We start from the raw sequence: 18,462 nt of genomic DNA, 5'->3' as shown, positions 1-18,462 counted from the left end.
TTAATTTGGAAATCATTAACAAGGGGGATATTATGGCTGAAAGAATAATACATCAAGCTGATCTTCGTGCTATCGAGAATAATTTGCGCTCTATCCATGAAGGATTACGAACAATTGATGCTAGAGTTGATGTAGCAAACGAAAATCTTCAAATCGTGTACGATGAAATTGGTAGTTTAGCACAAGAATTTCATGAATTTGTGAATATCCAACAAAAAGCTAATAGATTAGGACAAGCTGAAACTCGACTGGTAAAAATACGTCAGGAAATTGAGAAGAAATACGGACATTATGATATTGTTCGTCGTACTACCACAGGGATTTTACAAGCTGATGATTTAGGAATTGTCAAAAAAGAAACAATCAGCACTGCAACAGAAGAACTAATGATATCAACTCCAGGCTACTGGCTTGCTCCATGCTTGGTTGCATTAGCAGCATGGATAAATAATCAACCCGAGTTAGCTGAAAAAGCAGTCAAGGAAGGGCTTAAACGAAACGATGAAAAAACCTCCCTTTTCTTTGCCTTAATTTGTAGAAGAGCTAACAGAAAGAACGCATGCCTTAAGTGGACTCAACGTTATCTAGCTAATCAAGATGAAGAAAATCTCGACAGAAATTCTATAATTATCTTAGATGCTTTTGCGAGTGGACTCTTGGGAGCTGATACCGAAGGAGTCATCTCACGTCAAATGAATGAATGGCTCAGTCGACTTGAAGAAAAACCTGGTTTTACTGAACAGCAAACAGAACAATGGTCCGAAGCCATTAACTTAAAAAGAAGAGAACTAGATGAAGATTTATACTCTAACCTAAGAAAATATAGTAATAGTTGGCCTGTTCTAGAGGATATTTTAGAAGGTGCTCATCTCCATGAACAAATATTAAACTATCTAACTGATATTTTTGAGAAAAAAGGGTCTACAGAAAGCGTCAAAGAACAATTAGATGATATTTTAGACACACTTGTGACTGATTTTGATAACGAGGAACTAGCTCTTCGAAAACAAGAAAAATTCGAGCAGTTTGTGGTTGACTTTGGAGGAGATGACAACCGTGCTCATCAAAACATGGATATTGAGGTGACTGCATTTGAAACCCATAAAGACTTCACCCAGTTGCTTACCGATGCAGCAATGAAACCCGAATCTTCTCACTCAAGTATATCAACCCAAAAATTTGCATTGGCTCTTTCTCGTGATTGGGTAACAAACGCTTATAATGACGTTACTGCAAAAAATCGCATGAAGATTCCTTACGAAATTGAAATTAATGTGGATACTTTTAATGATAAATCAACAGATGGCCAAAACGAAAACGAGTTGATTGAAAAATTCAATTCTCAGATTGACTCTGAAAAAGAACAAACTTTGTCAAACTACTTCCCAAGTTTATTTGATAAATTCCTTTTGTATGGTGGTATAGCTATCGGAGTAATCGGTTTAATGATGATTTTTGGGAATATTTTCTTAGGTTTAATAGCTATTATAGCAGGGATTTTTATGGTTCTTAAGCATAAATCCAATATTGAAAACATTGAAACGAGTCGCAAGAAAATTGAAGAACAATACGAGAATAAAAGAGTGAATGGTGAACAAATTATAAGAGCTACTCTAGCTGAAATTGTAGACTTTAGAATTGAATTTGCAGAGAAAGATGCTGAAAGTACGAAAGTTCTTGACTTCCTTGAACAAATAAGGCCTGAACAATATGTAAACAAATTGTCATCATCTAATAGAAAGATTAAAATTTGAGGAGGTAATTGACATGGATGAAAAATCTAAAGGCGATAGTAAGCCATCATCTAATAACACCACTCCATTTAAGAGTATTAATACTGAAGAGGCTAATACTGAAGAAACTGTGAGCGTGTTTGCTGAGGGACTCCCTTCATGGGATATCGTGCCTCCACAATTGCTAGTCAGAAGGAAACGGCAAAAATAATGAATAAACCACAAACATATGCAGAATGGGTAAATGTCTTAACTGTTTTTAAAAACAAAGATGATGATGAAACAGCTTTAAAAATGATGAAATCTGGAACGATCGAATGGCAATACGGTGTGGCAGAACGTTTTTCTACAAAGTTAATTGACGCTGTTAATTACCGTATGAATGTAGCTTCAGATAAGTTTCAAAATGATTTACTAAAATCCAAAGGATACGAGGGAGCTATTATTCAAGCAATTCTTTCTTTGAGAAAAGAAATGACGTTCTTAGCTGAAGCAATCAATCTTCCTGCAATTCCGTATAAAGAGCGACAACACTACCTAAATCTCGTTATAGAACAAGCTAATAGTATGCAAAAATCTTTAGAAGAATCTGCAAAACAGGACCGAAGCGGAAAAATGTCAAGTATTATTAGAAATCATAAAATTAATTCTTTTTTTAATAAAGGTGAACAGTAAATGAGCAATATAGTAAAAAGCAAAGAACTTCTTACGAGATATTCACTTGCAAGAATCCCTTTTATTGCTATCAATACCATTGAGCCAAGTAGAACATTAGATATGTTAAAGGAAATATCTGAAGAATTACAACTTCCGTTCAACGTACATACTCTCACCAAAGGTGTGTATGATCTTAGTTCTGGTAAGAATGTTAACGATGATAAATCTGTTTATGGTGCAATAGATTACATGACGGAACAAATGCAAAAGAAACAATACCAAACTATTGTACTGACAGAAGTTCCGGATCTTAGTAATGAAAATAGCGATTCTAAACAAGTCTTAGCATTGGTCAATCTAGCCAATGAAACTGGAGGCGTCGTAATTGTTTTTACTAACACCTCTATTTGGAATCAACTTCAACGTCAAGGTATGACAGTGAAAATAGATTTACCTAACGAAGAGGAAATGTACTCAATAATTCAAGAATACATTGACGACTATCGAAATGACATCCAAATTGAATGGGACAACTCCGATATTCGGGAAGCTGCTGCAGCTCTTAATGGGGTAACTAGAATTGAGGCGGAGAACGTTATCGCAGCTTTGATTGCAAATAAGTGCATAAGAAAATCTGATTTAGATGAGATAAGATTTGCAAAAGATCGCCTATTCTCTGATATCTCTGGTCTAGAAAAAATCGTTGTAGATGATTCTGTGAAGGATGTCGGAGGACTTGAAGGATTAAGGAAGTGGCTTAATGAAAAGAAAGAACTGCTAACTCCCGAAAAGAAAGATATGTTACGTGAGAAAGGATTGCAACCACCTAGAGGAATACTACTAGTAGGTGTCCCTGGATGTGGAAAATCTTTATCTGCTAAATCAATTTCCGCTAACTGGAAACTCCCATTATATCGTTTAGATTTTGCAACGGTTCAAGGAAGTTATGTAGGTCAGTCTGAACAGCAACTCAAAGATGCTCTAACTACCGCTGAGAATGTATCTCCATGTATTTTATGGATTGATGAAATAGAAAAAGGACTATCAGGAGCTACTGGAGGCGCTAATGATGGCGGTGTATCTACTCGTATGGTTGGTCAATTCTTATTCTGGATGCAAGAATGCAAAAAACAAGTTTTTGTAGTTGCAACAGCTAATGATGTATCTATGCTTCCATCAGAACTTCTCCGTCGAGGAAGATTTGATGAGTTATTCTTTGTTGATCTACCTACTGCAGATGAGCGTAAAGAAATACTTGCTTTGTATTTTAAAAAATACTTAAGTCTAGAATTTGAAGGAGATTTTTCTGATAATATCATTCAAATAAGCGATGGTTTCACTGGTGCGGACTTAGAATCGACAGTTAGAGATTTAGCTTACCGAGCTATCGCTAATAACAATTTTATTCTCAATGAAGAGAATATCATGAATGCTTTCAATAATGTAGTCCCACTCTCTCAAACTAGCCCAGAAAAAATTGAGGCTATTAGAGATTGGGGGAAAGAAAGAGCTGTTCCTGCATCTGGAAAACCAATCGGTGGAGAGGGACTTGTTCATAAACAAAGTGGACTTAAAACAAGAAAAGTACTTGTTTAATAAGTTCATTATTTGGACACGGTAACTGTAATCTCAGTTTCGTGTCCATTTTTATAATTCCTTAAATGAAGATCTATTCTAAGAGTACCATTAAAAGGAATCTTAAACTGCAAAATATAACTTATAACACAATTAGGAGAAAAATAGATGCCTAAACCAATGTTAAATCCATACCAATCCCAAAAACAAACACAAGCAAGCCATATCATGACTTCTAACTTAAAACAACCACAGATAGATAAATTGAGTTTAGATAGGCTTCTAAGAAAATCACGGTCTAAAGAATATATGGATACTATTCATCAACTAGATGCAGGAGGACATGTTCATAATAAAAAGGAAGTAAATGAAATTATTAATACAATTAAGTCAGAATTCCCAGATGTGGATATTAATGGAATTCTCCTAGGTTTTGTAGCAAAATGTTATTTAGGGGCACCTTATGAAGCGCACACCCTAGACTTAGTTGGAGAAATCATTGAGCATTATAAACGAGGAGAGACATTACCTGGTGGGCTCGATAAAGCCAAAAGCATTGCTTTACATGGAGGATATGATTTTATCGAAGTTTATACAGATTGTTGTCGAGCAATTAGCTCAAATGGTTCCGTATCAGTTATAAAAGATTAATTATGTATAGAACAGTAACATATGGCATACAGAGAATTTCATAAATAATTGGTAATTAACCTAAAAGGATACTATTAGGTAACAGGAAAAATTCATCTCGATGTTAAAACGACTACTGTATTATCTTTGTAATATAGTAAAATTATCAGGAATCGCTTGGAATAATTAATTTGTTTTTCTCTATATAATAAGAATTAGTGGCATGAAAGGATAGCTATATAGTAGGACACAAAATATCTATTACCAACCAACGCGCTACTTAGCTAGTGGGGGGACATTCGGCGGTTTCGCCTATTCTCTTTTATAACTAAGCCCATAGAAATAAATCTAAGGTTTTTTTGTGCACTTATATTGTATGCTCAAGATTTTAAAAATACAAAAAAATGACTTCTGAAATAAATTCACAAGTCATCTAGTATAGTCTCTAATAATCTATACTGCAATCGATAAGAGAATTATATCACTTTATCTCAGTTTTTGTCAAGTAGAATAAATAAAAAGTCACACATAATTATTAATACTATTTATTTTATGATATATATTCGTTCCAAGGATTCTATTAAATTCGCTCCTTGGAATTTCATTATTTAAATTATCTACAATCTGTTTAAAATCTCTGATTAATCTTCTTAATTCTGTTTTTGAATAACCAAATCCTTTTAAGTACATAACTAAAAGCATAAAATAATCTACAATTGAATTAAACATTATATTTTGAATTCTATATCTTAAGTTTATATCATTTAATAGCGTTCGATTAATGTTACGTTTCTTAAAACGAGTATCAAAAATAATATGATTATGTGCGATCGCATTTCTCAATTCGTTTAAAATAAATATATGATTTGTCAGATGACTTGCATTGGTATCCATAGCATCATAGATTCCAAGTATATTAAGTACATTTTTTCGGTAATCTCTATGCATTTGCTCAACGAAATCGCCAAGTTTCCCAAATGATAAAATTTCAAATACTATCCACAAAGGGATCTGATCTCCCGAATTAATTTTATTAGTGACCATTTTATTTTTATTATAGTTCATATGAATACTCGTATGAACATTTTTTTGAAGATTCAAACGTTTTTTGAGCATATCCGTTCTCTGATTAGAAGCAAAATGCATACAGTCGGTCAATTTGTTAATATATATGTCTTCGAATATTGGATCACTATTACTTACCAGTTCATCTAAAATATAATTTTTAATATGTGTTTCACAAGAGACTAAAGGCGAGAATAATAAATCTTTTAAGGCTGTGTCAAAGTTATAAATAGCTACAATTTCATCAAAGTTACTAAAGTTGAATAAATTTTGCCTAGATTTATAAAAACGATATCCTTTATAGCCATGGTAATAACCCATTCTAAGTAAATATTTTTTATGTTTAGAACCATATATAGTAATTCCATGGTTATTTCTTATATGCCTCATTAAACTATTGGTTGATTGACCGTTCACCATTTAAAATTACTCCATTCCTTTAACTTTGCTTTCGATAAAATTAATTTCATTATAATAAAACACCCCAAGTTAGGTTTTTCTGTCTAACTTTTGAGGTGCAGTTCAAATCAGCGTTTTTCTTATGTATTGATTCGTATTGAATGCTTACTTAACTTCTGTAAACACAACGTGCTTGCGAAGTTTTGGTGAGTATTTCTTCAATTGAAGACGGTCTGGAGTGTTACGTTTGTTTTTAGAAGTAAGGTACAAGCGTTCACCAGATTCTTTGTGTTCAAGTGTGATATTTACGCGCATGGTATCTCCCTTCTATTATTCAGCTGATGCAGCTTTAGCGATCTTACGTCCTTTGTAGTATCCTTTAAGTGATACACGGTGAGAACGTGAGTAATCTCCAGTAGTTTCGTCAAAGTTTACAGATGGAGCTGTTACTTTGTAGTGTGTACGACGTTTGTTTTTCTTCGCTTTTGAAGTGCGACGTGCAGGTACTGCCATTTTGATTTCTCCTTTAGGTATTTAAATTCGATTCAATCTAGTGATTTTCATCAACCATACTAGGATAACACATTTTTTTTGTAAAGTAAAGTTACTTGACAAAAAAAGATGAAAAAATTAGAAGTTGTTAATCGGAATTTTTTGAAAATTCAAGAATTTTCTTCTGTTCATTACTTTTAAATTGTGCTATAATAGTAAAAACTGAAACGGGAGGGATAAGATGACTGAATTAGATAAACGTCACCGCAGCAGCATTTATGACAGCATGGTTAAATCACCAAACCGTGCTATGCTTCGCGCGACTGGTATGACAGATAAGGACTTTGAAACACCGATTGTGGGAGTGATTTCGACTTGGGCGGAAAATACACCATGTAACATTCACTTGCATGATTTCGGGAAATTGGCTAAAGAAGGTGTCAAATCTGCGGGCGCTTGGCCTGTTCAGTTTGGGACCATTACCGTAGCGGACGGGATTGCTATGGGAACGCCTGGTATGCGTTTCTCTCTAACATCTCGTGATATCATCGCGGACTCCATCGAGGCGGCTATGGGTGGTCACAACGTCGATGCCTTCGTCGCTATCGGTGGCTGTGACAAGAACATGCCTGGTTCTATGATTGCTATTGCTAACATGGACATTCCAGCTATCTTCGCCTATGGTGGTACCATTGCACCGGGTAATCTTGATGGTAAAGACATCGACTTGGTTTCTGTTTTTGAGGGAATCGGAAAATGGAACCACGGTGACATGACAGCTGAGGACGTGAAGCGTCTTGAATGTAATGCCTGCCCTGGCCCTGGTGGCTGTGGTGGTATGTATACAGCTAATACCATGGCGACTGCTATCGAAGTTCTCGGTATGAGTTTGCCAGGGTCTTCATCTCACCCAGCTGAATCAGCTGACAAGAAAGAAGATATCGAAGCAGCAGGACGAGCTGTTGTCAAGATGCTGGAGCTTGGTCTCAAACCATCAGATATCTTGACTCGTGAAGCCTTTGAAGATGCTATCACTGTAACTATGGCTCTCGGTGGTTCTACAAATGCTACTCTTCACTTACTTGCCATTGCCCATGCGGCTAATGTTGACTTGTCACTTGAGGACTTCAATACGATCCAAGAGCGCGTGCCTCACTTGGCCGACTTGAAACCATCTGGTCAGTATGTCTTTCAAGACCTCTACGAAGTCGGTGGTGTGCCAGCAGTTATGAAGTATTTGTTGGCAAATGGTTTCCTTCATGGCGACCGCATCACATGTACTGGTAAGACAGTTGCTGAAAACTTGGCCGACTTTGCAGACCTCACACCAGGTCAAAAAGTCATCATGCCACTTGAAAATCCAAAACGTGCAGATGGTCCGCTTATCATCTTGAACGGGAACCTTGCCCCTGATGGAGCAGTTGCCAAGGTATCAGGTGTGAAAGTGCGTCGCCACGTTGGACCGGCTAAGGTCTTTGACTCAGAAGAAGATGCTATTCAGGCAGTTCTGACAGACGAAATCGTTGATGGCGATGTTGTCGTTGTTCGTTTTGTTGGACCTAAGGGTGGTCCTGGTATGCCTGAGATGCTGTCCCTTTCTTCAATGATCGTTGGTAAAGGTCAAGGAGACAAGGTTGCCCTTTTGACGGATGGTCGTTTCTCTGGTGGTACTTATGGTCTTGTTGTCGGACATATCGCCCCTGAAGCTCAGGATGGTGGACCAATTGCCTACCTCCGTACAGGTGATATCGTTACAGTTGACCAAGATACCAAAGAAATTTCCATGGCCGTGTCCGAAGAAGAACTTGAAAAACGCAAGGCAGAAACAACCTTGCCACCACTTTACAGCCGTGGTGTCCTCGGTAAATATGCCCACATCGTATCATCCGCTTCTCGCGGAGCCGTGACAGACTTCTGGAATATGGATAAGTCAGGTAAAAAATAAACTCAAAAAGCAAGCCATTTCGGCTTGCTTCTTTTCATCTTCAAAAGTGATTTGCCTGCTTATACTCAATAAAAATCAAAGAGCAAACTAGAAAGCTAGGCGCAGGTTGCTCAAAGCACAGCTTTGAGGTTGGAGATAAAGCTGATGTGGTTTGAAGAGATTTTTGAAGAGTATTAACGAGGTGGCAGTCCAAGGGCAATACGGCCGTAGCGACTGATTCGTGTAATCTTCCAGGCAGGTGACCAGGTGACTTCAACCTTGACATCTTCGATACCCTCGATTTGTTTCAGACCTGCCACGATTTCGATAGGCAAGCTTTCGGCACAATCGCAGGCGGTATCGGTGAAGGTCATGACAATCTTGCAGAGACCCGTTTCGTCCAGATTGATTTCATAAATCAGCCCTAGATTGTACACATCCAATTCCACATCTGTATCAAAAACCTTCTCTAGTTTTTCGATAATTTGGTCTTGCAAGGCCAAAGCGCGGTCATTGATTTTGATATCGTCTCTCATAACAGTCCCTCCACGTGATAAATATCCTCTATTTTCTCATAATTCTGACAATTTAGCAAGTTTTTGATGAATTTTCTGAAAAGTATGATAGAATAAAGAAAATAATCAATCAAGGGGAAAGCGATGGAGAAGCTTGGAAAAGTCTTTAGACAATTACGAGAGTCAAGAAATATTTCATTAAGACAAGCAACTGGGGGACAATTTTCGCCGTCGATGTTGTCACGATTTGAAACAGGTCAAAGTGAACTTTCGGTGGGAAAGTTTCTGTTTGCCCTAGAAAATATATCTGCCAGTGTAGAGGAAATCCTCTTTCTGGCGAGAGGTTTTCAGTATGATACAGATTCTGAGTTGAGAAAAGAAATCACAGATATCTTGGATCCAAAGAACATAGCACCTCTCGAGGACTTGTATCGTAAGGAGTATCAAAAGCATGCCCATTCTCAAAATAAACAGAAACATATTCTAAATGCTATTATTATCAAGTCTTATATGAAGAGCATGGATGAAACGGTAGAGTTAACAGCAGAGGAAGGGAAAGTCCTTCATGATTATCTGTTTTCTACCGAGATTTGGGGAATCTATGAACTCAATTTGTTCTCAGTCAGTTCTCCGCTCTTATCTGTTTCTCTTTTTACTAGATATGTACGAGAAATGGTCCGCAAATCTGATTTTCTAATGGAAATGTCTGGTAATCGAAACCTTTTTCACACCATGCTATTGAATGGTTTTTTAGCCAGCATTGAGTGTGAATAATTTACCAATGCCTCTTATTTTAAACGTGTCATCAAAGAGCATTTCTACAAGGAAAATGAGACCTATTTTCGAATTGTCTATTTGTGGGCGGAAGGTCTCCTTGATAGCAAGCAGGGCAGAGTCAAGGAAGGGCAAAAAAAGATGGAAGATGCTGTCCGTATTTTTGAGATGCTTGGCTGTAACAAATCTGCTGAATACTATAGAAACACGACCGATTGTTGAATATCTGCAAGTTAAGAAAATGATTTAAAATTTGAAGCGATAGAACTTTAGACCTCTTTCAGGTCATTAAAGAAGTTCTATCGTTTTTTGTTTGTTGCATATATTCAAAAAAATTTCTCGCTAATTCATAAGTGCTATACTGTAGTCATACTTCATATAGAACTTATACTCTTCGAAAATCTCTTCAAACCACGTCAGCTTCACCTTGCCGTAGGTATGGTTACTGACTTCGTCAGTTCTATCCACAACCTCAAAACACTGTTTTGAGCAGCCTGCAGCTAGCTTCCTAGTTTGCTCTTTGATTTTCATTGAGTATTCGAACAAGAAGGGAGATTATCTATGAAACTATTGTTTAGAAATCAAGCTTATCGACTGTTGACTTTGTCACGCTTCTTCAATGCTTTTGGTGCTTCTATTTTTAACTTGGTATTTATTGTCTATGCATCGACCTTGCCACAAGCCTCTTTTGCGGTTGCTATGGCGAATATTGTGATGATTCTTCCGACTCTCTTTACAGTTTTTGTAGGGATTCGGGCAGATTACACGAGGGACAAGATCAAATGGATGACTTACAGCGGTTTGTTTCAGGCTCTTCTCTTTTTCCTGGCAGCTCTGGTGCTTGGTCAAGCCAGTCTCTTTGCTTTTTCTAGTCTGTGTTTGATCAATGTTATCAGTGATGTGATCAGTGATTTTGCAAGTGGCTTGCGCATGCCTCTCGTTAAGGAAAAAGTAGCTGGAGAGGATCTGATGGAGGCTTATTCTTTTTCCCAGTTTATCACCTATATTTCAGCTATTGGTGGTCAAGCTTTCGGGGTCTGGCTCTTAGGGCTATCGGTCAACAATTTTTCTCTCGTTGCGGGAATCAATGCCTGTTTTTTCCTAGTATCAGCCGCTATTCTCTTTTTAGGAAAAAGCAAATTAAGCCTATCAATTTCATCTGCTGATGGTGAAATACTAAAAAATGAGAAGCTTTCTATCAAAGAACAGTTCCTAACAATTTACCGAAATTTACGTCTCGTTTTTCTTCAAAGCGGACAAAAGAACTTTGGTTTGATGCTCTGTGCGGTTTTATTGATTAACGCATTGGGAGGTGCTTTGGGTGGAATTTATAACATTTTCTTTTTGAACCACTCTCTGTTGAACTTTTCGTACACAGAGGCGCTATTTATCGAGCAAGTCTGCGTTTTATTAGCAGTCATCGTCAGTAGCCTTACGGGTAATGATTATTTTGGGAAGCAGTCCTTGCCTAGATTGATGATGTGGGCGACATTAGGAGTCAGTCTAGTTGGCCTGGCTAACTTATTCAATCAAGTCGTGCTTGGTTTGCTATTCCTCTTTTTAACCTTGTATGTGTCTGGTAAAGTTTCACCAAAGATTAGTGCCATGCTCATGAAAAATCTAGCTCCAGATGTTCTAGCTCGTACCAGTAATTTTTTGGGTTTATTGTTTACCTTATCAGTACCTCTTGGTACAGCCTGTTTTTCACTTGTAGCCGTATGGAATATGCAGTTGACTTGGATCTTTTTTGTTGTCCTTTCCTTGCTGGCTATCCTTTTGACAAGTCTTAATCTCAAAAATGATATTTGAATCCTAATTTTTTTCTCACTGTTTTAATCCCTCTATTTATGGTAAAATAAGACTATTAAGTTTAAAGAGGATTCCCTATGAAATTACAAAAACCAAAAGGAACGCAGGATATCTTGCCTGCTGAGTCTGCCAAATGGCAGTACGTTGAGGGCTTTGCCCGTGAAATTTTCAAGCGCTACAACTATGCAGAAGTGCGTACGCCTATTTTTGAGCATTACGAGGTCATCAGTCGCTCCGTCGGAGACACAACGGATATCGTAACTAAGGAAATGTATGATTTCTATGACAAGGGTGACCGCCATATCACCCTTCGTCCAGAAGGAACTGCGCCCGTTGTCCGTTCCTATGTGGAAAATAAACTCTTCGCTCCAGAAGTGCAAAAGCCAAGTAAGTTCTACTACATGGGCCCTATGTTCCGCTATGAGCGTCCACAGGCAGGTCGTTTACGCCAGTTCCACCAGATTGGTGTCGAGTGCTTTGGCTCTAGCAATCCAGCTACCGATGTGGAAACAATCGCTATGGCAGCTCATTTCTTGAAAGAAATCGGCATTCAAGGTGTTAAATTGCACCTCAACACTCTTGGAAATCCTGAGAGCCGTGCGGCTTACCGTCAAGCATTGATTGACTATTTGACACCGCTCAAGGAGACCTTGTCTAAGGATAGCCAACGTCGCTTGGAGGAAAATCCTCTCCGTGTCTTGGACTCTAAGGAAAAAGAAGACAAGGTGGCAGTAGAGAATGCGCCGTCTATCTTGGATTTCCTTGATGAAGAAAGCCAAGCTCACTTTGATGCTGTGCGTCAGATGTTGGAAAATCTGGGTGTAGATTATATCATCGATACCAATATGGTGCGTGGTCTGGATTATTACAACCACACGATTTTCGAGTTCGTCACTGAGATTGAGGGCAATGAATTGACTGTCTGTGCGGGTGGTCGCTACGATGGCTTGGTTGCTTACTTTGGTGGTCCTGAAACTGCTGGCTTTGGTTTTGGACTTGGTGTAGAGCGCCTGCTTCTCATCCTTGAAAAGCAAGGTGTGGCCCTCCCTATCGAAAACGCCCTAGATGTCTATATCGCAGTCTTGGGTGAAGGCGCAAATGTCAAGGCTTTGGAATTGGTACAAGCCCTTCGCCAACAAGGATTTAAAGCAGAGCGTGATTACCTCAATCGTAAACTAAAAGCTCAGTTCAAGTCAGCCGATGTCTTTGCGGCTAAGACCCTCATCACCCTGGGAGAGAGTGAAGTCGAAAGCGAACAAGTGACAGTTAAGAACAACCAAACCCGAGAAGAAGTTCAAGTGTCACTTGAGGCAATCAGCCAAAACTTCTCAGAAATCTTTGAAAAATTGAGCTTTTAATGACAGATAAACTGGTCAGGATCTTATTTCTGACCTTTTTCTTTTGCAAAATGACAAAAATCATAAACTTTTTGACAAATATACTTGTCAAAAAGAAAAAGATGTGTTACAATGTAAGCAAGTTAAGAGTAAAGGAGAAAGGAATGCTTAAAAATCGTCTAAAAGAGCTTCGGGCTCGCGATGGCCTCAACCAAACCGAACTAGCCAAGTTAGCAGGGGTTTCCAGACAGACCATCAGTCTGCTAGAGAGGGATGAATACACACCCTCAGTTGTGATTGCCCTGAAGATATCCCAGATATTTAATGAACCAGTCGAGTCGGTATTTCGTATAGAGGAGAACGAGTGATGAACAAGTATAAAGTAATCTATTATGTAGTTGCCATAGCCCTATTAGTCAGCGTATTTCTACTGATTGGGATGGACCTAGGCTGGTTTAATCTGTATCAAAGTGACCAATTTATTTGGGTCTACTTTGCTCTCATCCCAGTAATTGAATGGATTGAAAAGAAATCCAAAAATCTAGCAAGTGAAAAAGGAGAATGAATATGAAAAAGTTTTTAGCAGATTTTCAAGTAGATACTGAGCACAAAGAACTTGCGGGTGTTTGTGCAGGTTTAGGAAATTATTTTAATATTCAAGCCAATATCGTTCGTTTGGTGACAGTCTTGCTGTTTCTCTCTTCGACAGAGATTGGGATTATAACAGTAACTCTCTATGCCTATCTAGCAGGTTGGCTTGGCAATGAACCCTTGGGAGATGGAGCAAAAAAAGCTAGAAACCAAGCTATTCTCTTGTTTGTTGTTTGTTTGATTTTAGTATCACTTGGAACAGAGGGGTTGACAGCTATTTTTGAATCAGGTAAAGTGCTTGGTCAGTGGTTGGTTGGATTAGTTTAGAAAGAGGATGAATATGAAAAAGAAACGCGGATTGTTATTTTTAATGTCTGTTGTCTTTGGAGGCTTCTTGGGCGGTTTTGTAGGGATGTTTAAGGCTGCTACCGAATCCCACGAAATTATGTTAGATGTAAAAGTCTTGATACCATGGATATCAGCTATTTGTTTACTGATAGGTTTCATTAGTATGTTTTTGACTTTCAATTTCTTAAAGAAAAGCAGAAAATTTCACTCCTTGTATCAAGAGGAAATGGACGATGATCTGAATGAAACCTATTATGTGCAAATGTATCGGAATCTCGAGTTTGGGACCATTGCTTTTAATATTACAAGCGTAGCGATTTTATTGGCTCTCTTCATTTCAGGAAGTGATGTGATTGTACTAAATGGAAGCCATCTAACCTTATCTCTTTCTTTTTTGGGATTAGTGTTGATTTTTAATGTTCAAAAATATTTTTATAAAACTATTGCGATTGTTCGTCAGTTTGGTTTGGTGTTTTTCTCTACACCAAAGGACGCATTAGACTATTTCAATTCTTACGATGAAGGGGAGCGCCAGGCTAATTTGGAACAGAGTTTTCGGATTTTATTCCAACTAAATCAGTATGTCTTGCCAGGTCTCTACTTTTTGATTGCTCTCTTTTCCTTACTGACAGGAGAGATTCAGTTACTAGCCTTCTTGCTTGTAGGAGCCATCCATATTTATATCAATGTGATGCAGTTACCTATGGTGAAACGCTATTTCAAATAGGAGTCTTTTATGAAATTACTTAAAAACCTTGGCTGGTTTCTTCTAGCTGTTCTATCCTTTTTCTTTGGTTATGGTCTAGTTCAGAGTATGGCTTTATCAGCTCTTGGACTAGGGGCTTCAATCTTTGGAGTCTTGCCACTTTATGTTGCCCTGTCAGGGGCCTATGTTTATGGAGTTTACAGATGGTATCAGACACAAAAGGTTAGCATCCAGACGACGGTTTTTAATCGTTATATTTGGTTGCCAACTCTGGTTTTGCTAGTGGCGATTACAGCCCAGTTCTTTTTGCCAGATGATCCGTCGGCTAATCAACAGACTGTATCACAATTGACATTGGCTCAGCCTGTCTTTGGTTTCTTTATGGTAGTGGTCTTTGCTCCTCTGACGGAAGAACTCATCTTTAGAGGGATGCTAGCGCGCTATCTCTTTCCTAAACAGAACAACAGCAAACAGACAGCTCTGTTTCTCCTCGTATCAAGTGTGCTTTTTGCCTTGATTCATTTTCCAGGAACTTTGCAACAGTTTTTAGTTTATGCTAGTCTGGGATTGAGTTTGGGTCTGGCTTATGTGAGCCGAAAAGGTCTTCTTTACAGCATTTCTCTCCACGCTTTGAATAATTTAATCGGCTTTTTGATGATACTCATGCTATAATAGAGTCAGGAGGTCACATGAAACGAGTAATTTTATTAGCAGTGATACAGGCAATCGTTCTCTTCTTTATCATCGGGGCACTTGCCTATGCCTTTAAAGGCGACTTCTTTTACAACTATCTAGCAGTTATCTTTGCGCCTATTGCTGGAATCTTACGTTTTGCGACAGCTTATGCGACGGAGATTGTTCTACCTAAAAAGGCAGCTGAGATTGCTGAAAAGCGTAAAAAAGGTTAAGAATCATAATCAGAGAATCCGATGACGTTTTCATCGGATTTTTTGTCTGTTCGTTTTGATTTCTAAAGGCAATCAAACTTTTCTGCTGATTTTCATGAAGTGCCTGCGCTTTTATGGTAAAATAGTAACAGAATAAAAGAGGAGAGAAACAATGAAACGTAGTATGTATGCTGGTCGTGTTCGTGAGGAACATATCGGACAAGAAATTACCTTGAAAGGATGGGTTGGCCGTCGTCGTGACTTGGGTGGTTTGATCTTTATCGACCTTCGTGACCGTGAAGGAATCATGCAGTTGGTTATCAACCCTGAAAAAGTATCTGCAGAGGTCATGGCAACGGCTGAAAGTCTTCGTAGCGAATTTGTCATTGAGGTAACTGGACAAGTTGCTGCGCGTGAGCAAGCCAATGATAAGTTGCCAACGGGTGCAGTTGAGTTGAACGTGACAGCTTTGACAGTGCTTAATACAGCTAAAACAACACCTTTTGAGATTAAAGATGGGATTGAGGCCAATGACGATACACGTTTGCGTTACCGTTACCTTGACCTTCGTCGTCCAGAAATGCTAGAAAACCTTAAGCTTCGTGCTAAAGTGACCCACTCTATCCGCAACTACTTGGATGAGTCGGAGTTTATCGATGTGGAGACGCCATTCCTTTCGAAATCAACGCCAGAAGGGGCGCGTGACTATTTGGTGCCATCTCGTGTCAATAAAGGGCATTTCTACGCTCTTCCTCAAAGTCCACAGATCACCAAACAGCTCTTGATGAATGCTGGGTTTGACCGTTACTACCAAATCGTTAAATGTTTCCGTGATGAGGACTTGCGTGGTGACCGTCAGCCTGAGTTCACCCAGGTCGACTTGGAAACATCCTTTCTTACGGAGCAAGAAATCCAAGATATCACTGAAGGTTTGATTGCGCGCGTGATGAAAGAAACAAAAGGCATCGAAGTGACGCTTCCATTCCCTCGTATGAAGTACGATGACGCGATGGCTCTTTATGGTTCTGACAAGCCAGATACGCGTTTTGACATGTTGCTTCAGGACTTGACAGAAGTGGTAAAAGGTGTAGACTTCAAAGTCTTCTCAGAAGCACCTGCCGTAAAAGCCATTGTGGTTAAAGGTGCAGCGGACAACTATTCACGTAAAGACATCGATAAGATGACTGAAGTAGCCAAACAGTACGGTGCCAAAGGTCTTGCATGGGTCAAGGTGGTTGATGGAGAATTAAACGGACCAGTTGCTAAGTTTTTGACTGGTATCCAAGCAGAATTGACTGTAGCGCTTGGTCTTGAAGATAAGGATTTGGTTCTCTTTGTGGCGGATACGCTTGAAGTAGCGAATGCAACACTAGGTGCCCTTCGTGGACGTATTGCCAAAGAGCTTGGTTTGATTGATAACGATAAATTCAACTTCCTTTGGGTAGTTGACTGGCCAATGTTTGAATGGTCTGAAGAAGAAGGTCGTTACATGAGTGCCCACCATCCATTTACCCTTCCACAGGAAGAGACCGTTTACGAATTAGAAGGTGATTTGGCTAAGGTTCGTGCCATTGCTTACGATATCGTCTTGAACGGTTATGAGCTTGGTGGTGGTAGTCTTCGTATCAACCAAAAAGACCTTCAAGAACGTATGTTTAAGGCTCTTGGTTTCTCAGCTGAAGAAGCAAATGACCAGTTTGGTTTCCTTCTTGAAGCCATGGACTATGGATTCCCACCACACGGTGGTTTGGCTATTGGTCTTGACCGTTTTGTCATGTTGCTTGCAGGAGAAGAAAACATCCGTGAAGTCATTGCCTTTCCTAAGAACAACAAGGCGACTGACCCAATGACTCAAGCTCCATCAACAGTCGCTCTCAAACAACTAGAGGAACTCAGCTTACAAGTAGAAGAAGATGAAACAAGCAAAACGAATTAAGCGGTGGCGCTATTATCTGCGCCGCTTTGCTTATCAGATAAAAATCTTACGGGTTTTACAAAGTATCTCTCGGGAAAAATACGATGAGAAAGTATCGGCTTCTCTGGTTTATGGCTTTTTGTCAGCAGTAGCGGTCAATTTCTTTTTTCAGCCAGGACACGTTTACTCTAGTGGTGCGACGGGTCTGGCACAGATTATCTCTGCCTTGAGTCATCACTGGTTTGGTTTTTACATTCCGATATCGCTGACCTTTTATGCCATCAATTTTCCGTTGATGGTTTTGGCTTGGTATCAGATTGGACATAAGTTTACGGTCTTTACCTTTATCACGGTATCCATGAGTTCCCTCTTTATCCAGTTTGTGCCCGTTGTGACGCTGACAGAGGATCCCATTATCAATGCTCTCTTTGGGGGTGTTGTCATGGGCTTGGGGATTGGTTTTGCGCTCCGTAACAATATTTCTAGCGGAGGTACAGATATCGTCAGTCTGACCATTCGCAAGAAAACGGGGAAGAATGTCGGTAGTATTTCTTTCCTGGTAAATGGAACCATCATGCTGATAGCAGGTTTGACCTTTGGTTGGAAATACGCCCTCTACTCCATGATTACTATTTTTGTATCCAGTCGTGTGACAGATGCGGTCTTTACCAAGCAAAAACGGATGCAGGCTATGATTGTGACCAATCATCCAGACAAGGTAATTGAAAAAATCCATAAAAAATTGCACCGCGGAGCAACCATGATCCACGATGCAGAAGGAACCTATAATCATGAGAGAAAAGCAGTCTTGATTACGGTTATCACACGAGCAGAGTTTAATGATTTTAAACACATCATGAAACAGGTTGATCCGACAGCCTTTGTCTCTGTATCTGAAAATGTCCACATCCTAGGACGATTCGTAGAAACGGACAATTAGACATGCAAAAACCAGCTCTGTGTACTAACCCCAAAAAGTTAGATAAATAATTTAAGCGAAGGATTTAGTTCTGTATTGCATAGGGCTAAGTCCTTTTAGTTTGACCTTAATTCGTTTGTTGTTGTAGTAATCAATATAGTCCACAATAGCTTGTTCCAATTGCTT

Annotated in this window: 21 protein-coding genes and 1 pseudogene; 17 read left to right on the top strand and 5 right to left on the bottom strand. The window is 39.0% G+C overall.

Features of this window, described 5'->3' with window-relative positions; all coding sequences use genetic code 11:
• Positions 1-32: 32 nt before the first annotated feature.
• The 5 genes from MK403_RS08560 (at position 33) to MK403_RS08540 (ending at position 4,616) form a co-directional block, all read left to right on the top strand.
• The gene (locus MK403_RS08560) at positions 33-1,754 is read left to right on the top strand and encodes a hypothetical protein (protein WP_268709602.1); all 1,722 of its coding nucleotides are present in this window, start codon (positions 33-35) and stop codon (positions 1,752-1,754) included.
• Between the two features lie 13 nt (positions 1,755-1,767).
• Complete coding sequence (locus tag MK403_RS08555; RefSeq protein ID WP_268709601.1) at positions 1,768-1,944, top strand: hypothetical protein; 177 nt, start codon at positions 1,768-1,770, stop codon at positions 1,942-1,944.
• Positions 1,944-2,408, top strand: a complete 465-nt coding sequence (locus MK403_RS08550; RefSeq protein ID WP_268709600.1) for a hypothetical protein — start codon at positions 1,944-1,946, stop codon at positions 2,406-2,408. Before MK403_RS08555 ends, MK403_RS08550 begins: the two co-directional genes overlap by 1 nt.
• Positions 2,409-3,986, top strand: coding sequence for an AAA family ATPase (locus tag MK403_RS08545; protein WP_268709599.1), 1,578 nt, complete (start codon positions 2,409-2,411; stop codon positions 3,984-3,986). It abuts the gene before it with no gap.
• A gap of 147 nt (positions 3,987-4,133) precedes the next feature.
• Positions 4,134-4,616, top strand: coding sequence for a hypothetical protein (locus MK403_RS08540; protein WP_038804248.1), 483 nt, complete (start codon positions 4,134-4,136; stop codon positions 4,614-4,616).
• 501 nt (positions 4,617-5,117) lie between these two features.
• Here the strand turns inward: MK403_RS08540 and MK403_RS08535 are convergent.
• From MK403_RS08535 to rpmF, 3 genes are all read right to left on the bottom strand, one after another.
• Entirely contained in the window at positions 5,118-6,080 is a 963-nt protein-coding gene (locus MK403_RS08535) for an Abi family protein (RefSeq protein ID WP_038804247.1), read from the bottom strand.
• Between the two features lie 144 nt (positions 6,081-6,224).
• A complete protein-coding gene (gene rpmG / locus MK403_RS08530; RefSeq protein WP_001265622.1) occupies positions 6,225-6,374 on the bottom strand; it encodes a 50S ribosomal protein L33 in 150 nt (49 codons plus the stop codon).
• A gap of 15 nt (positions 6,375-6,389) precedes the next feature.
• Positions 6,390-6,572 (bottom strand): 50S ribosomal protein L32, encoded by a 183-nt coding sequence (gene rpmF, locus MK403_RS08525; protein ID WP_000290417.1) that lies wholly within the window; start codon positions 6,570-6,572, stop codon positions 6,390-6,392.
• A 220-nt stretch (positions 6,573-6,792) separates the two neighbouring features.
• On the opposite strand from rpmF, the gene ilvD reads away from it, so the two are divergent.
• Positions 6,793-8,496, top strand: coding sequence for a dihydroxy-acid dehydratase (gene ilvD, locus MK403_RS08520; protein WP_000137343.1), 1,704 nt, complete (start codon positions 6,793-6,795; stop codon positions 8,494-8,496).
• Positions 8,497-8,669: 173 nt separating this feature from the next.
• On the opposite strand, the gene MK403_RS08515 is transcribed toward ilvD, so the two are convergent.
• Complete coding sequence (locus tag MK403_RS08515) at positions 8,670-9,011, bottom strand: metal-sulfur cluster assembly factor (protein ID WP_001204052.1); 342 nt, start codon at positions 9,009-9,011, stop codon at positions 8,670-8,672.
• 123 nt (positions 9,012-9,134) lie between these two features.
• Here MK403_RS08515 and MK403_RS08510 point away from each other — a divergent pair.
• The 11 genes and pseudogenes from MK403_RS08510 to MK403_RS08460 all read left to right on the top strand — a co-directional run bounded on the left by MK403_RS08510 (position 9,135) and on the right by MK403_RS08460 (position 18,297).
• Positions 9,135-9,986: pseudogene (locus MK403_RS08510) on the top strand (Rgg/GadR/MutR family transcriptional regulator).
• A gap of 339 nt (positions 9,987-10,325) precedes the next feature.
• Positions 10,326-11,573, top strand: a complete 1,248-nt coding sequence (locus MK403_RS08505) for an MFS transporter (RefSeq protein ID WP_268709598.1) — start codon at positions 10,326-10,328, stop codon at positions 11,571-11,573.
• 77 nt (positions 11,574-11,650) lie between these two features.
• The gene (hisS, locus tag MK403_RS08500) at positions 11,651-12,931 is read left to right on the top strand and encodes a histidine--tRNA ligase (protein WP_268709597.1); all 1,281 of its coding nucleotides are present in this window, start codon (positions 11,651-11,653) and stop codon (positions 12,929-12,931) included.
• Positions 12,932-13,074: 143 nt separating this feature from the next.
• A complete protein-coding gene (locus MK403_RS09460) occupies positions 13,075-13,278 on the top strand; it encodes a helix-turn-helix transcriptional regulator (protein WP_326845900.1) in 204 nt (67 codons plus the stop codon).
• Positions 13,278-13,475, top strand: a complete 198-nt coding sequence (locus MK403_RS08490; RefSeq protein ID WP_190316808.1) for a hypothetical protein — start codon at positions 13,278-13,280, stop codon at positions 13,473-13,475. The genes MK403_RS09460 and MK403_RS08490 overlap by 1 nt, the downstream gene beginning before the upstream one ends.
• A gap of 2 nt (positions 13,476-13,477) precedes the next feature.
• A complete protein-coding gene (locus MK403_RS08485) occupies positions 13,478-13,828 on the top strand; it encodes a PspC domain-containing protein (RefSeq protein WP_131200622.1) in 351 nt (116 codons plus the stop codon).
• A gap of 13 nt (positions 13,829-13,841) precedes the next feature.
• On the top strand, positions 13,842-14,576 hold the full coding sequence (locus tag MK403_RS08480; RefSeq protein WP_190316807.1) for a DUF3169 family protein: 735 nt from the start codon (positions 13,842-13,844) through the stop codon (positions 14,574-14,576).
• A gap of 9 nt (positions 14,577-14,585) precedes the next feature.
• Positions 14,586-15,227: a CPBP family intramembrane glutamic endopeptidase gene (locus MK403_RS08475; RefSeq protein WP_268709595.1), complete on the top strand. Its 642-nt coding sequence runs from the start codon at positions 14,586-14,588 to the stop codon at positions 15,225-15,227.
• Positions 15,228-15,244: 17 nt separating this feature from the next.
• Positions 15,245-15,463: a hypothetical protein gene (locus MK403_RS08470; RefSeq protein ID WP_131200619.1), complete on the top strand. Its 219-nt coding sequence runs from the start codon at positions 15,245-15,247 to the stop codon at positions 15,461-15,463.
• A gap of 151 nt (positions 15,464-15,614) precedes the next feature.
• Positions 15,615-17,378, top strand: coding sequence for an aspartate--tRNA ligase (gene aspS / locus MK403_RS08465; protein WP_268709594.1), 1,764 nt, complete (start codon positions 15,615-15,617; stop codon positions 17,376-17,378).
• On the top strand, positions 17,356-18,297 hold the full coding sequence (locus tag MK403_RS08460; protein ID WP_268709593.1) for a YitT family protein: 942 nt from the start codon (positions 17,356-17,358) through the stop codon (positions 18,295-18,297). The genes aspS and MK403_RS08460 overlap by 23 nt, the downstream gene beginning before the upstream one ends.
• Positions 18,298-18,348: 51 nt before the next feature.
• Here MK403_RS08460 and MK403_RS08455 read toward each other — a convergent pair.
• The coding region (locus MK403_RS08455) for an IS3 family transposase (RefSeq protein ID WP_268709626.1) at positions 18,349-18,462 on the bottom strand (114 nt) is incomplete at its 5' end.

It is taken from the genome of Streptococcus oralis, assembly GCF_026782285.1.
Classification (GTDB): domain Bacteria; phylum Bacillota; class Bacilli; order Lactobacillales; family Streptococcaceae; genus Streptococcus; species Streptococcus oralis_CG.
This window is presented reverse-complemented; position numbering and strand designations above follow the sequence as displayed.

Excerpts from the sequence above, each read along its gene's own strand:
- MK403_RS08560 (WP_268709602.1), top strand. The coding sequence starts at position 33 with ATGGCTGAAAGAATAATACATCAAGCTGATCTTCGTGCTATCGAGAAT.
- MK403_RS08555 (WP_268709601.1), top strand. The coding sequence starts at position 1,768 with ATGGATGAAAAATCTAAAGGCGATAGTAAGCCATCATCTAATAACACC.
- MK403_RS08550 (WP_268709600.1), top strand. The coding sequence starts at position 1,944 with ATGAATAAACCACAAACATATGCAGAATGGGTAAATGTCTTAACTGTT.
- MK403_RS08545 (WP_268709599.1), top strand. The coding sequence starts at position 2,409 with ATGAGCAATATAGTAAAAAGCAAAGAACTTCTTACGAGATATTCACTT.
- MK403_RS08540 (WP_038804248.1), top strand. The coding sequence starts at position 4,134 with ATGCCTAAACCAATGTTAAATCCATACCAATCCCAAAAACAAACACAA.
- MK403_RS08535 (WP_038804247.1), bottom strand. The coding sequence starts at position 6,080 with ATGGTGAACGGTCAATCAACCAATAGTTTAATGAGGCATATAAGAAAT.
- rpmG (WP_001265622.1), bottom strand. The coding sequence starts at position 6,374 with ATGCGCGTAAATATCACACTTGAACACAAAGAATCTGGTGAACGCTTG.
- rpmF (WP_000290417.1), bottom strand. The coding sequence starts at position 6,572 with ATGGCAGTACCTGCACGTCGCACTTCAAAAGCGAAGAAAAACAAACGT.
- ilvD (WP_000137343.1), top strand. The coding sequence starts at position 6,793 with ATGACTGAATTAGATAAACGTCACCGCAGCAGCATTTATGACAGCATG.
- MK403_RS08515 (WP_001204052.1), bottom strand. The coding sequence starts at position 9,011 with ATGAGAGACGATATCAAAATCAATGACCGCGCTTTGGCCTTGCAAGAC.
- MK403_RS08505 (WP_268709598.1), top strand. The coding sequence starts at position 10,326 with ATGAAACTATTGTTTAGAAATCAAGCTTATCGACTGTTGACTTTGTCA.
- hisS (WP_268709597.1), top strand. The coding sequence starts at position 11,651 with ATGAAATTACAAAAACCAAAAGGAACGCAGGATATCTTGCCTGCTGAG.
- MK403_RS09460 (WP_326845900.1), top strand. The coding sequence starts at position 13,075 with ATGCTTAAAAATCGTCTAAAAGAGCTTCGGGCTCGCGATGGCCTCAAC.
- MK403_RS08490 (WP_190316808.1), top strand. The coding sequence starts at position 13,278 with ATGAACAAGTATAAAGTAATCTATTATGTAGTTGCCATAGCCCTATTA.
- MK403_RS08485 (WP_131200622.1), top strand. The coding sequence starts at position 13,478 with ATGAAAAAGTTTTTAGCAGATTTTCAAGTAGATACTGAGCACAAAGAA.
- MK403_RS08480 (WP_190316807.1), top strand. The coding sequence starts at position 13,842 with ATGAAAAAGAAACGCGGATTGTTATTTTTAATGTCTGTTGTCTTTGGA.
- MK403_RS08475 (WP_268709595.1), top strand. The coding sequence starts at position 14,586 with ATGAAATTACTTAAAAACCTTGGCTGGTTTCTTCTAGCTGTTCTATCC.
- MK403_RS08470 (WP_131200619.1), top strand. The coding sequence starts at position 15,245 with ATGAAACGAGTAATTTTATTAGCAGTGATACAGGCAATCGTTCTCTTC.
- aspS (WP_268709594.1), top strand. The coding sequence starts at position 15,615 with ATGAAACGTAGTATGTATGCTGGTCGTGTTCGTGAGGAACATATCGGA.
- MK403_RS08460 (WP_268709593.1), top strand. The coding sequence starts at position 17,356 with ATGAAACAAGCAAAACGAATTAAGCGGTGGCGCTATTATCTGCGCCGC.